The organism is Leptolyngbya sp. DQ-M1 (assembly GCF_039962505.1).
Taxonomy (GTDB): domain Bacteria; phylum Cyanobacteriota; class Cyanobacteriia; order Leptolyngbyales; family Leptolyngbyaceae; genus Leptolyngbya.
On record NZ_JAMPLJ010000005.1, the window covers coordinates 281,040 to 294,153 of the forward strand.

The window sequence follows — 13,114 nt, forward strand, 5'->3', positions numbered from 1 at the left end:
TCTTTGGATAGGTTGCAAAGATAGACTTATGCTGCAATATTGACCAATCAAAGAATTTCTCCTGTACAATCAGTACCCATCCATTCGATGTTGAATACATCACTGTTGAACACATCACTATAGATATGGGCAACCCAATTACTCCTGTGCAAAACGTCACCGCTCCTCGATCTGCAAAGCGTAGCCGAAAACCTACAAAGCCACCGTCAGCCGGGCGACTTCTACTGCACTTTGCACAACGGCATCCCTTCATCTGCTTGTTTGCGGTTTGGAGTTCCTTCCTGTTCTTTGGTTGGCTAGCGGTCTCAGGGTTAACCTACACCAATCCAGCCCCCTTAGAAGTCGTAGAATCGCCGCAACCGGTTGTAGAATCACCCGCTAATTCTGCTGACTCCAGCAGCGCCATTGGCTTACTCGCGATCGTCGTTGCTACTTGTGCAACCAGCTCTGTCTTGATTTCTCGACGCTTGCGTTCGGCGCAGCAGACATCTCGCCGCATCATTAAGCAACAAGCTGCACTCAGTCCTACCTCCGAGCGCAGAGCAAGCCGATCGCAGCCATCAGCGCGGGGTCGTCAATCAGGCGGTCAGTCGATCTCAGTGAAATCCGCAAGCCCTGCACATTATGCCGCGACTGCTGCCAAAACTTCGACTCGTTCCCCCGCCCTCACCCTTCTGCCAGACAAGACTCCACTAGAGTCAAACCCGCCACTTAGCCTGGCGGAAAGGCTTGATATTCGGCAACAAGACGGCACCTCTAAACGGATTCAATCAAACAGATAAACCATCCTTTCGGATTATTTCAAGCGAGGGAGGAAGTTCACGTTTGTAATTTATACGCTTGGGGAGCAATGTTTACGATAAGTAACAATGAAAACATCACTGAAGCGTTTAGTTACTGGATTATCTGTAGTTGGATTAGGCGTTAGCGTTGCCCTGCCCTCAATGGCACAAAGTAAATTCACGCCCAATGCTGAAACCACTCCGGCAAATACTCCCCAAACCCCCGCTCCGACAAATCGGGATGCTGGTATTCCTCCGGTTGGGGGTCAATCCGGTCAAAACACTCCTGGAAGCATCACCAATCCTGACAGTTCTGTAGATTCAGGCACGACTACCGCTCCTGGTTTGCCCAACAATCAAAGCGTTCCTGGCACCGTTGCCCCGGCAAACCGTCCTGAAGTTAACAATACTCCAACCAATAGCAGCCCGACCGGTGCAACCCCGACCGGCACCACGAACTACGCATCTACGGGTTCGTCTGATCAGTCTATCGATCAAATCGTTCGCACCAGCCCTTCGTTTGAATTGTTCAATGCGCTCCTGCGCGTGGCTGATGCAAACGGAGCATTCTCCTCTGACCTCGCAGGCAGCGGTAATGTCACCATCTTTGCTCCGACCGATGAAGCCCTTGCTGCAATTCCTCCGGCAACCTTCAAAGCATTAGTTCAACCGGAAAACCGCGCGTTGCTGACTCAAGTGCTGCAAAATCACATTGTCAAAGGCAAAGTCTCTTCTACCGATCTAGCGGCAAAACAAGTGCGATCGCTGAGTGGAAATCCGATCGCGGCTCAAGGTAGCAACGGAATGCTGATGATCGGAAACGCACAAGTCGTTGGTGCAGACATTGCTGCAAGCAATGGCACCATTCATGCAATCAATCAAGTAATTCTTCCCGCAAGCCTGCAAGGAAAGCTGACCAGCTTGGCTCCCACAGGAATGCCGATGACGCAGCCGTAGAGAATTTGCAGAGATGCACATTGCATCCCTCAGGCTCTGTTAGCGCATTAGAAACATTTGCAACAGTCCGCCGACTACGTTGATCAGGGTTTGCCCGAAGCCGCCGCCCGATCGCGCTTTCGGCGGATTTTTTAAGGTTTGGGCAAGCGTAGTTGCAGATTTGGCGCTGCTGGCATCCCCTTGCTGCTCGAATAACGCTGCTGCCTGTTCCGAGTCTTGAACTGCGCCTTTTTCGTCTCCAAGTTCGAGTCGCGCCATTGCCCGACCGATCAAGGCTGGAGCCGAATCGGGTTTACGAACTAGCACTTGATTGAAGTTCTCGATCGCTCGTTCATATTGTTTGCGTTTGCCTGCTTCCATTGCCATCTGGTAAAACATCTCCGGCGTTCCCGCTGTGGTCGGTAGCCCGATCGCGCCTTGAATCAGCGCCATTTCGATTTGCGTTCCGGTTAGGTCTGCGCCGACAAGATACGATCGAGTTAAATCGGTGCCTTGTAAGTTGGCGCTAGTCAATTTCGCGCCTGCGAGATTCGCGCCGCTTAGGGTTGCACCTGCGAGATTCGCGCCTGTGAGGTTGGCTCCGGCAAGGTTGGCTTGACTGAGATTTGCGCCTGCGAGATTTGCGCCTGCGAGATTTGCACCCGGCAATTGAGCCAGCACAAGCCCTGAACTGGTTAACTCGCAGTTCGGGCATTGTTTCGTTGCCAGCAGTTGGCGCACATGATCGAGATTTTCAGCTTGAGCCGGGAGAATGATGCCGATCGACATCAGCACAGCAATCGATAAATTTGTCCGCATCATATACAGGAACCTTAACCGGGAAGGGTGAGCAGGAAAATACTTCATACTACTGTCTCGTTGCGGTTGCGACGATCTTTTTGATGTCCAGACTGAGTATTCCTGAATTGAAGGCAAAAATCTAAAATGGAGGTATGGCTAAAAAACAAAAATTTCCTCATCTGGTTGGATCAAAGTGGACAGCACAGGAAGAAACCTGGGGCTGGCGGCACTTTCAGGTCGTTAATCGCAAAAATGAGGGCGAGTGGGTATTTGCGGAAGTGGTGGCAGCTTGCGATCCGTCGGTGCGGTTTTGGATGAATGCGAAATTGTTCAAAGACCGATCGCAGTGGCAAGCGGGCTGGAAATCCCTCAACGAGCAGGAAGAAGCGTGAAAGATGATTTTGCGAGAAGGAAAGCAGTGTCTATGATATTGACATCCTTCTGATTTAGCCCCTTCAGATTCATGGCAACGCTTCCCGGATTAAGCGATCGACAAGTGCGTGAGCGCGTCTTAGCAGGTGAGACAAATAATGTTAAGCTGCCGACGAGTCGATCGTATGCACGAATTTTTCAAGAGAATTTACTCACGTTTGTCAATGCCGTTTTCTTTGCAATTAGCGGTGTTTTCATTTTGCTGCGTCGTCCGAGTGATGCCATCTTCGTTGCTGTGGTGATTTTCAGCGGCGTGGTGATCGGGATTGTGCAGGAGATTTGGGCAAAGCAGAAACTGGATGAAATTGCGCTGTTGTCTCGTCCTCACGCGACGGTGATTCGCAACGGTGAAGAAATTAATATTGACCCCAGTGAGATCGTGCTGGGAGATACGCTGGTGCTGCGTCCGGGGGATCAGGTGTTGGTCGATGGGGAAATTGTTGGAGCAGGACGAGTTGAGGTCGATGAATCGCTGCTCACCGGAGAATCGGATCTGATTGTCAAGGTTGCGGGTAAGCCTGTGTATTCAGGCAGTTTCTGTGCGAGTGGTAGTGCTTGTTATGAAGCGCAAAAGGTCGGAACTGATACCGTCGCTTATCAGATAACGATGGGAGCGCGAGAGTTTCGCCAAGTCTATACGCCGTTGCAAGCGGAGATTAACTTAATTATTCGGATTTTATTGCTGCTGGCATCGTTTTTATGGTTGCTGATAGGAATCAGTTTTGTGAGTCGATCTCAGACCTTAAACGAAGTGGTACAGCGTGCCGCAGTGATCGCGGGTCTGATTCCTGCGGGATTAATTCTAGCAATCACGCTGTCATATGCGATGGGTTCGATTCGGATGTTGGGGCAGAATGTTTTGATTCAGCAAACGAATGCTGTCGAGTCGTTGAGCAATGTTGATGTGCTGTGTTTGGATAAAACTGGAACGCTGACGACGAATCAAATCGAACTGCATTCGCTACATCCGATCGCTCGTTCAGAACTGGAATTACGATCGCGCTTAGGTGACTTTGCCGCTAGCACCCAAGCCAGAAACCGCACCAGTGAAGCCGTTCTGATTGCCTGTGGTGGATATGCTAAACCGATTCGCGACGAAATTCCTTTCTCTTCAGCGCGAAAGTGGAGCGCGATCGAATTTGCCGATCACCCAGGGACTTACATTCTGGGCGCACCGGAAATTTTGATGAAAGCCACAACTTTAGATGATGAAAGTTTGGACTACATCGATCGCCAAGTGAATCACGGCTATCGCGTTGTGTTGTTTGCTTATACATCAGGGTCAATCACCTTGGAGTCGATCGCAGGCTCCACGCTGCCCGAATTGACTCCGCTTGGAATTCTTTGCTTTTCTGACCAACTCCGACCTTCTGCCCGTGAAACGCTGCAAGGATTCGTCAAAGCAGGCATTACGCTAAAGATTATTTCCGGTGATAATCCTCAAACGGTTGCAGCCTTAGCAAAACAAGCAGATTTTAGCGATGATATTCGATTGATTTCGGGTACAGAACTGGCGCAGATGGACGAAGCGCAATTGATGCAGGCGGCGCGAAATTACAATGTGTTCGGACGAATTACACCGCAGCAAAAAGCGCAACTGGTTCGGAGTTTACGCAAATCGGGTCACTATGTTGCGATGACCGGAGACGGCGTGAATGATGTGTTGTCGCTCAAGCAAGCGAATCTTGGAATTGCGATGGAGAGCGGCAGTAAGGCAACTCGCAGCATTGCCGATATTGTGTTACTGAAGGATTCATTTGAAGCATTGCCGCATACGTTCTTAGAAGGACAACGCATTCAAAATGGCATTCGCGATGTCATTAAATTATTTATGGTAAGACTGAGTTGCGTGGCGTTGCTAATTTTTGCGATCGCCATTGTTTCCGATAGTTTCCCACTGTTAAATAAACATAGCGCGATCGTCACTCTGATTGGTGTAGGAATTCCCACAACGTTTATTCCAATCTGGGCACAACCCGGAGAACTGCAAAAGCGCAGTTTAGTGCGATCGATGCTACATTTCGTCGTTCCTGCTACGATCACGATTACGTTAGTGTCGCTCACCGTGTATCTATTTTATTTAGTGAGTGCTGTCTTGGATCTACCTCCTAATGTTGGACTTGCTGAGATCGAATTTAATATTCCTCGGACTGCATTAGTCACCATTTTAGTGTTTTGCGAACTGTTGTTGATTCCGTTTCTCAAGCCACCCACAAACGCTTGGACAGGCGGAGAACCATTAAGCGGCGACTGGCGATATACGATCGTTGCCGTTGCCCTACTTGTTGTCTATTTGCTGATTCTTGCAATTCCGCCGCTGCGGGTGTTTTTTGAACTGTCTCCGCTGAGTTTACAGGATTGCCTGTTTTTGGGTTTGGTTGCGATAGAGTGGGCGCTAATTCTGAGATTGTCCTGGCGGACTCGGTTTCTCGATCGCTTTTTAGGCGTTGATTTGGAGTAAGAACAATGAGAGACCTCCCTTCTAGAATTCCGCAATACAAAGTTTCAATTTGGGAAACGCTTGCCGTGGTGCTGGGCGCGATCGCTACGCTGGGAGTCGGCTTAACCGGACTCGGATTAAAATTTCTCAGCAATGCTGCAACCCCCCAACGCGCAGAAGCGATCGCCAGCAATATCATGACTTATTCCCTACCTGGAGGCTCTCAGGGTCTGCTGGGTGTGAATATAGCAGGCGCAAAAGTTGCCCTTGTTGCCAGCGAAGGCAATGAACCCGATATTCAGCTTTTGATGGCGCGGGTTCCGGTAGATCAAGAATCAGGACGGCGGCGGATCGATCGCATCTTAGACAGCATTGCGCTGGGCGCGGACGAAGAAGAACTGAAAATCAAGACGGTGCGGGCTGAAAACCGGACGCTGTGTGGACAAACGACGGGAATTGCGGTTCGGGAGGGATTGCTAAAGTACCCCGATTCCCCCGAAAAAGCGACTGTGATTTACCGAGCAAACATCATTTTGGGTGACAGTCGATATGTGGTGAATCTGCTGGCAAATGACGCAAATTTAGATGTAGCGCGAAAGAAAGCAGACGATGTGTTTAAGTCGCTCCAGTGTCGTCAGTAAAGAAATTTTTGTGACCGCTAAGATCGATCAGTCCCTTTTCACTGATTTATGGTTCGTGCTCTCCGGCTCTCGCGCAAAGTTCCCGTTTTGCTGGCGATCGCATCGTTCATGGTCGCGATCGCGATCCACTCCATTTCAGAACCGATCGCATCGGCAAAACCTAACTGGATCACAAGAAGCAATGAAAATACAAACCTTCTAATCAAAGCTGAATCAGAATCAAACTGCACAGATCAACCCACACTCAGCCAATCGCTGCTGAAACTAGATACAAACTATGTGCAATGCTACGAGCGAAACTTAAATGACGCAGTTGCAACACTTCAGACAAAGCGAAAGCAGGAAACTGAGCCATCGGTCAAACTTGATCTAGAAATTCTGATTCAATCAGCAAACGAGGAATTGCGATCGATTCAACTCGATCGACGATACCGTTTGCCTTATGTGAATTTAGCTAGAGAAATTAACCGCAGCATTGATGATCTCAACAAGCGCGATTTAACCAAGCAATTAAAGCGAATTAGCGGAGAAAATACAACTGCGATCGCGACGATGGCGATTCAAAGAATGCGAGAGAGCATGACGCAAGAAAACGTTTTCTTTCCCGAAAAATCGCAGCTTGAAAAAGATTTAGCAAATACAGCCATTCAACTCGAACAAATCAAGCAACGCATCGAACAACAGAAAATCGATCAATCAAGTTACACCAAACTAAAAGCACAATTAACCGAATATACAAACTTTGTTCGGCAAGAAATTCTACCCAAAGCCAGAACCAGCTTCCGCTTACCGAGCGAACTTTATGCAGCAGAACTCGCAGAACGAGGAGTTGAAATCCCGATCGACGAACTCCTGCAAAATGCCCATTCTGCCTTTGCCGCCATTCAACAAGAAATGAACGTGCTTGCTCCACAAATCGCCAGACAAAAAGGCTTTCAGGCAAAAGACTATGGCGACGTAATCCGCGCTCTCAAGCAAGAGCAATTACCGAGCGATCAAATTCTGCCGCACTATCAGAAACGCCAAAAGGAAATCGAAGCCATCATTCAGCGTGAAAAATTAGTCACGCTCCCGAAACGCCCCTTAACCATTCGGCTCACCACTGATCGTGAAAACGCCATTTTTCCCGTTCCGCAATACCATGCTCCCAAAGCTTCAAGCAAAACGGCTGGAACCTTCATCATTCCCCTCCTAAAACCAGACCCCCAACCCCGTACCTACAACGACTTCACCTATGCCGCCGTTTCCTGGACGCTCACTGCTCACGAAGGCAGACCCGGACACGACCTCCAGTTCACCACGATTCAAGATCAAGGCATTTCTGAGGCTCGATCGAAGTTCGGCTACAACCCCGCCAACCACGAAGGCTGGGCACTCTACGCCGAAGCGATTACCCTACCGTTCATGCCGATCGAAGGGCAGTTTATCTCCCTACAATTTCAGCTATTGCGGGCGGCGCGTGCCTTCTTGGAACCCGAACTGCATTTAGGTAAAATCTCGACGACCGAAGCACTGCGCGTTCTCACCGAAGAGGCAGGCTACTCAAAGTTCTTCGCTCAGCAGGAAATCGATCGCTATACCGTCCGGCTTCCCGGACACGCTCCCTCTTACTTCTATGGCTATCAACGCCTGATGCAGCTTCGCAAAGATGTCGAACAACAACTCGGCGAGAAATTTGACTCCCAAAAGTTTCACGACTTCATTTTGACTCAGGGATTCATGCCACAGCGATTGTTGCGTCAGGCAGTGCTAGAACAATTCACTCAAGCCCGTCTAGGCGATGAATCGATCCCTTAGCTCACCAAGCGTTCTAAATACCGTTCGATCAGCAAAATCGCCACAATATCATCGATCGCTCTCGGCGGCGTTCGCATTCCTTGCGGGATCAACCGATTCAACCCTTCTGGCGGATAAAGCTGCCAATAGCGATCGCGAGCTTCTAAGGAACTATTGCGCTCATCCACCGTAATAATCCGCAGCGGCTCACTTAATTCATTCGCAATCTTGAGCTTCCAATCTTTTGAGGAAGTCTGATCCCCCATCACTAATAGCGAAATCGGATACCGCTCCCGCAAGCCTTGAATCGTCGCGATCGTGCTTTCGGCGCTGATCACTTCATGATAGTAGAGGCGGCGATCGACCCCCATGACCGCTAATCCACACTTTTGCCGCCCTGGATCAAACCCCAGAATTACTGGCTGTTCCGCCATGCTGCGTCTCTACTCCCCTATTCGCTGGATATGTTAGCTCGATGCTCTCAGCACCACTTGTCCGTTTTGAACTGCCACTAATTCTATTTTGAGCGGCCCAGCCGTGTATGTGGTATCCGATGCGATCGCTCGCAGTTCAACCGGAGTGGGATAGCGCCGCAGCTGGTCAATGAATGATCCTAATGTAAGCAGTTTTTCGATTTGAATGTTGTCGTTCAAAACGCCAGCGACACGAGCGCGAGTATTAGAAACAGCAAGCAGTTCTTGAATCGACCGTTGGAAGTCCTGCGGTGCAAGCTTGGAGGGATCGATCGTTTGGGCAGCGATCGTCTCTCCCGCAGAAAACACAACCCGATTGGGGACTGCACTCATGTAAACAAACACGGGTTTGTTTTCGCCTTTGACATAGTTTGCGAGGGCTTGTACCCGAACCAGATAATCTTGACCATTCCTGATTTGTTGAATCAAACTTTCAACTTCCGTCGTCCGAATCTGCACAATTTGCAGATCATCTCGTCCGAGCCGCAGTGCCTCAACCGCAGAACGATTTGCATATTGCAGGAGTTGATCGATCGCTGCTTTCGCACCTTCCGAATTTCCTACGCGCACCACGCCAGAAGACAACACTTGTGTCCGATAAATCGCCAGATCGCCGCTGCGAATTAGCTCGACATCCCGTTCAATTTGCTGCAGTGTCGCAGTTAGGCTGGCTCGTTGTGCCTCTAATCGCTTCAGATCCGTCTCACGCTGCCCAATCACCTGATCGCGCTCATTAATCTCACGATCGCGCTGTTCAATCAGTTTCGTGCGTTCGGCAATCTCTGCATCGCGCTCGGCGATCTGCTGCTTGACCTGATCGCGCTGCGTAATCAGGGTCTTTTGTTCCGACTGCAGTTGATTGATATCGCTGCGGAGTTTTAATGCTTGACCAGACACCGCGACCAGTTGACGACGCGTGAGATCACGCTGCGCTTCGGTGGTGCGGAGTTGAGCATTGGTTTCCCGTTGGCGATCGATTGAAGTTTTCAGATCGGCATTGATTCGCTTTAGCTGTTCCTCAACTTGGGCGCGTTCCGATCGAGCTTCTGTGAGTTGTTTCTCGACTTGCGCTTTCTGAGCATCGGTCGCCTTCAGATCGGTGGCAGCTTTTTCCAAATCGCGTCCGCGATCGCGCAGCTCGGTTTGGATTCGCCCAAAGTTCAGCAGCATTTCGCGAAAGGTTTTACTTGCCAGCAGCAGCACTCCTAAAGTTGAGGCAGAAATCAGCGTTCCGGTCAAAATGGTGACTACGACCGCGGTTTGCTTCGGACGAAGATTAAACAAGCTAAGCCGCGCTTTTCCCACACGAGTTCCCAAGCGATCACCCACTGTTGCGATCACTCCACCCAACACCAACACCACCAGAATTAAAATCAGCCCGACATCGGACATAAGACTCCCAAGAGATCCTTAGACCAGCACTTTTACACTGGCAAGGCAATTCTAGATCCGCCTATCATTATGCCTGTTCGATTTATACTTCGGGCGGGTCTTCAAGGAAAGAATTCTAGTCCAATTAGGTAAACTGCTGACTTAGCGTTACCGGGTTGTGAACGGTGATTTTTTTCTTGTGAATCGAAATCATTTTGTCCTGACGCAAATCTCCCAGTAAGCGCGTCACCGTCACGCGAGTCGAACCGATCGCTTCAGCGATCGCTTGATGCGAGAGTTTGAGGTCAATCATGATTCCCTCTTGCGATGGGACTCCAAAATCGCGGCAGAGAATCAGCAAAAAGCTCACCAATCGCGATCCCATATCCCGGTGCGCTAAGGTTTCGATCATCATCTCGGTTTGCAAAATCCGCGAGGACAAGCCTTTGAGCATCAGCATCGAAAGTTCGGGGTTTTCCTTCAGTGCTTTCTCGACTTGCTCGATCGGGATCGAAAGCAACTCAACCGGGGTAAAGGCAACGGCGTGATAAAAGCGATCGGCTCTTTGTCCGGTAATCAGTGACAGCACCCCGAATACGCTATTTTCTCTCAGCAGCGCCACCGTAATTTCTTCGCCTGCTTCGTATACCCGCGACAGTTTGACGGCACCCTTGACCAGAAAATACACTCGTTCTGCCGGATCTCCGGGAAAGAAGATTGTTTTGCCCCGTTCAAACGTTTCAATCACGGGAGGATATGCACTTCCTCCAATCTGACGGAACATTGCTGCAAGCGGTCTATCCTTGGTCACAACCATTTCTTTCCTTGTCGTGTCGAGTGCTGGATGAGTTTACAAGCCGGTCAGCGATCGAGCTTTGTAAACAATTGATGACTTTAGACCACTAAAACTGAGTCACCGAATGCTTTTTGTACACTGCGCTACATTTTAGCCGTGATCCTGAAAATCTCTGGGAATTTTCTACTTTCGAGCGTGTTTTTTTCGGCACGCTTAGATTCTCCCTCTCAGGGCTGAATAATTTTGGAAGATTGTACCGTAACTCGAATCGGATGGCGATAGTGTCACTTGCACCCATTCGAGCGGATTCCTTTGTGCTGCTGAGGTCGAGACGGTTGCTATGCGAAATGAATACTGCCAATGGTGTTGCCTTTGGCACAGGCTTACTCATTTACTTTCGCTGAGGTTTTAGTCTCTTCAACTGATGCCGCAGCGCTTCAATTTCAGGTTTTTCTCGTCCGTAGCGCCACTTCACATACGCTTGGGAAATGTCTTCGATCGCACCTGCTTGCTCTTGAGTCCGCATGGTTTTTGCTCGTCGGGCATATTCTAGCGGCGTATCTGCTGAAGATTTACGAGTGCCTTGCGCTTCGAGGCGAGACAGCATTTGCTGATAAAGCCGCTCCATCGGTGCAAGCTTCTGCAACCGCTGGTAAGTTCGCCATTTTTTCCAGCCTTGACCACACAGCCAAACCAGCAAGGCAGTGCTAATCATTAGTAAACACGCGGTCAAGAATCCACCTAATCCTTGAGTAAACAGCGCCAAAAACCAGCCGATCGCGCTCCCGATCGTCCGAATTACTTCGCTGATCCAAGCCGTTACAGGCAGAGGTAGCCATCCCGCGACCCAGTTCCAAAATCGCTGCAGCAGACTAAAGGGCTGATATTCCTCGATCGAAGGCGGAATCAGTTCACGTCCCGGAATCGGGTCGATCGTGAACCATCCCATGCGTGGCACGAAGACTTCTGTAATCGCGTAAGCATCGGTATTCTTCACAATGTACAGTCCGGTGAAGGGATTAAATTCTCCGGGCGCATATCCCGCTACTAATCGCGCCGGAATGCCAATCGATCGCAGCATCATCGTCAGTGTCGTAGAAAAATGATCGCGATCGCCGCCTTGATTTTGCAAAAATGCCTCGACGAGATCTTCACCCGGCTTCAGCAAATCCAGGTCTTGCCGAACCTGATAACGCTGCTTCAAATACTGCCCCAGATAAAGCGCCTTTTCATAATCGGACTCGATCGGCTGTTCAGAAGTTGCCAGGATTCGCTTCGTTTCTTTAGCGACATTCTGAGCAATTCCCGCTGGAATCTGTAAGTGTGGACTCTCTTTTGGATACTGCGCTCTGGACGAATACAGCCGCAGCAACGTGCGATCGCGATACGGCACATCCGACACCACGGTATAAGTAATGCCATCGCTTAACTCGATCGGCGCACGTAATCCTGCTTCGGGGTCGATCGCAATTTCATCGGTCGGGAAATAGATTTCTCTCGCCCTTGAAAGCGCCGGAATTAGATTCGGCATTGGGGCAATAATCGTGTAGGTCTGCACCACTTCGCGTGTTTTGCCGATCGTCACCGGAGTCGGCAGAAAGAACCGATATGACCAAGGTGAGCGTTTAACTGTCTGCGTCTTGTCGTTGCGCGACACTTCCCAACCCTGCCCTGTGTAGCGATCGAAAGCCATCACCCGCCAAAAGCCTTCGATCTGCGATCGCACCCGCATAATGACTCGCGGCTTTAATGGATGCCGCACGTTTTGGCTAATCTTGTCGCCAAATCCACCATAAGACAGGTCATCCGGATCTTGGCTTTGCCCTGCGCCTTTTCCGCTCCCCGATCGCATTCCCACACGCGGATCTCGACTCTGACCCATGCCCGGATTGGTAATCACTCGGTTATTAAATCGCTCCTGAACGCTCACCGGAGAACTGACCGGAAATATACGTAACTGATAGCCAGGAAGTCGCGGCATCAGCGCAAAAATCACCAATCCCAATGCCAGCACGATCGCAAAAATCGCAGGCAGCACTCGAAAATTGATTTTCTTAAAGCTGGTGCGCTCTAACTTGACCACATCTACGCCCAAGCGCGAACAATAATCGAGCATCAGTACCGGGAGCGCGATCGCCAAGAATACCAGCAGCATTGCGCCAAACAGCATCGTCTGACTCAGCGTACTTGCCACCGACAGCAGCACTAGCCCAATCATCATCGAATAGCCCAAATCCTTGCGGCGTGGCAAATCAAAGCTGTGCAGCACTTGGATCTGAATCAGAAACTCTGCCAGCAGCAGCCGATTATCACCGTTCTGAGCACCACCGAGCATCCTGCCAAAAAAACTAAACAGCACGATCGTCATTGCGATCGCCAACAGGAATTTAAACCCTGTATTTTTCTTGCGTCGTCGATGCCAACTCCAGTAGGCTCCGATCGCGCTTAAGGGAATTGCCCACACGCTCAACTGAGTTTCCGCAGCCAAATCTGTCGCCAAAATTCCCACGCTGACAAGCGACTGAGTGAGGACTCGCAGAAGAATCGATTCTTCTGGTTTTGCTTCTGGAATGACCTGAATTTTCGCTTGGATTTGCTGCCACCAGTTTTTCATGCGGAGAGAACGAAGGAATTTTACCTCCAGAGTACCCGTTTACCTGAAAAAG

At 50.0% G+C, this 13,114-nt stretch carries 11 protein-coding genes; 6 read left to right on the forward strand and 5 right to left on the reverse strand.

Going from position 1 to position 13,114, the window contains the following annotated elements; genetic code table 11:
* Positions 1 to 125 precede the first annotated feature (125 nt).
* Entirely contained in the window at positions 126 to 782 is a 657-nt protein-coding gene (locus tag NC981_RS17780; RefSeq protein WP_348244167.1) for a hypothetical protein, read from the forward strand.
* Between the two features lie 87 nt (positions 783 to 869).
* The gene (locus NC981_RS17785) at positions 870 to 1,739 is read left to right on the forward strand and encodes a fasciclin domain-containing protein (protein WP_348244168.1); all 870 of its coding nucleotides are present in this window, start codon (positions 870 to 872) and stop codon (positions 1,737 to 1,739) included.
* A gap of 39 nt (positions 1,740 to 1,778) precedes the next feature.
* Here NC981_RS17785 and NC981_RS17790 read toward each other — a convergent pair whose 3' ends face one another.
* Positions 1,779 to 2,540 carry a pentapeptide repeat-containing protein gene (locus tag NC981_RS17790; RefSeq protein ID WP_348244169.1) on the reverse strand — a complete coding sequence of 254 codons (762 nt, stop codon included), beginning with the start codon at positions 2,538 to 2,540 and terminating at the stop codon, positions 1,779 to 1,781.
* Between the two features lie 131 nt (positions 2,541 to 2,671).
* On the opposite strand from NC981_RS17790, the gene NC981_RS17795 reads away from it, so the two are divergent.
* The 4 genes from NC981_RS17795 to NC981_RS17810 all read left to right on the forward strand — a co-directional run bounded on the left by NC981_RS17795 (position 2,672) and on the right by NC981_RS17810 (position 7,829).
* The gene (locus NC981_RS17795) at positions 2,672 to 2,911 is read left to right on the forward strand and encodes a TIGR02450 family Trp-rich protein (protein ID WP_190375872.1); all 240 of its coding nucleotides are present in this window, start codon (positions 2,672 to 2,674) and stop codon (positions 2,909 to 2,911) included.
* 71 nt (positions 2,912 to 2,982) lie between these two features.
* Positions 2,983 to 5,412, forward strand: a complete 2,430-nt coding sequence (locus tag NC981_RS17800; protein ID WP_348244170.1) for an HAD-IC family P-type ATPase — start codon at positions 2,983 to 2,985, stop codon at positions 5,410 to 5,412.
* Positions 5,413 to 5,417: 5 nt separating this feature from the next.
* Positions 5,418 to 6,032: a hypothetical protein gene (locus NC981_RS17805; RefSeq protein WP_348244171.1), complete on the forward strand. Its 615-nt coding sequence runs from the start codon at positions 5,418 to 5,420 to the stop codon at positions 6,030 to 6,032.
* Between the two features lie 48 nt (positions 6,033 to 6,080).
* A complete protein-coding gene (locus tag NC981_RS17810; RefSeq protein ID WP_348244172.1) occupies positions 6,081 to 7,829 on the forward strand; it encodes a DUF885 domain-containing protein in 1,749 nt (582 codons plus the stop codon).
* Here the strand turns inward: NC981_RS17810 and NC981_RS17815 are convergent.
* The 4 genes from NC981_RS17815 to NC981_RS17830 all read right to left on the reverse strand — a co-directional run bounded on the left by NC981_RS17815 (position 7,826) and on the right by NC981_RS17830 (position 13,062).
* Entirely contained in the window at positions 7,826 to 8,242 is a 417-nt protein-coding gene (locus tag NC981_RS17815; RefSeq protein WP_348244173.1) for a pre-16S rRNA-processing nuclease YqgF, read from the reverse strand. The two genes, NC981_RS17810 and NC981_RS17815, sit on opposite strands and share 4 nt — an antisense overlap.
* Positions 8,243 to 8,275: 33 nt before the next feature.
* Positions 8,276 to 9,673 (reverse strand): DUF3084 domain-containing protein, encoded by a 1,398-nt coding sequence (locus tag NC981_RS17820; RefSeq protein WP_348244174.1) that lies wholly within the window; start codon positions 9,671 to 9,673, stop codon positions 8,276 to 8,278.
* Positions 9,674 to 9,797: 124 nt separating this feature from the next.
* Positions 9,798 to 10,469 carry a global nitrogen regulator NtcA gene (ntcA, locus tag NC981_RS17825; protein WP_190375866.1) on the reverse strand — a complete coding sequence of 224 codons (672 nt, stop codon included), beginning with the start codon at positions 10,467 to 10,469 and terminating at the stop codon, positions 9,798 to 9,800.
* A 370-nt stretch (positions 10,470 to 10,839) separates the two neighbouring features.
* Positions 10,840 to 13,062 (reverse strand): DUF3488 and DUF4129 domain-containing transglutaminase family protein, encoded by a 2,223-nt coding sequence (locus NC981_RS17830; protein WP_348244175.1) that lies wholly within the window; start codon positions 13,060 to 13,062, stop codon positions 10,840 to 10,842.
* Positions 13,063 to 13,114: the final 52 nt, after the last annotated feature.

Coding starts and splice junctions, on each gene's coding strand:
- NC981_RS17780 (WP_348244167.1), top strand. CDS start 126: ATGGGCAACCCAATTACTCCTGTGCAAAACGTCACCGCTCCTCGATCT.
- NC981_RS17785 (WP_348244168.1), top strand. CDS start 870: ATGAAAACATCACTGAAGCGTTTAGTTACTGGATTATCTGTAGTTGGA.
- NC981_RS17790 (WP_348244169.1), bottom strand. CDS start 2,540: ATGATGCGGACAAATTTATCGATTGCTGTGCTGATGTCGATCGGCATC.
- NC981_RS17795 (WP_190375872.1), top strand. CDS start 2,672: ATGGCTAAAAAACAAAAATTTCCTCATCTGGTTGGATCAAAGTGGACA.
- NC981_RS17800 (WP_348244170.1), top strand. CDS start 2,983: ATGGCAACGCTTCCCGGATTAAGCGATCGACAAGTGCGTGAGCGCGTC.
- NC981_RS17805 (WP_348244171.1), top strand. CDS start 5,418: ATGAGAGACCTCCCTTCTAGAATTCCGCAATACAAAGTTTCAATTTGG.
- NC981_RS17810 (WP_348244172.1), top strand. CDS start 6,081: ATGGTTCGTGCTCTCCGGCTCTCGCGCAAAGTTCCCGTTTTGCTGGCG.
- NC981_RS17815 (WP_348244173.1), bottom strand. CDS start 8,242: ATGGCGGAACAGCCAGTAATTCTGGGGTTTGATCCAGGGCGGCAAAAG.
- NC981_RS17820 (WP_348244174.1), bottom strand. CDS start 9,673: ATGTCCGATGTCGGGCTGATTTTAATTCTGGTGGTGTTGGTGTTGGGT.
- ntcA (WP_190375866.1), bottom strand. CDS start 10,469: ATGGTTGTGACCAAGGATAGACCGCTTGCAGCAATGTTCCGTCAGATT.
- NC981_RS17830 (WP_348244175.1), bottom strand. CDS start 13,062: ATGAAAAACTGGTGGCAGCAAATCCAAGCGAAAATTCAGGTCATTCCA.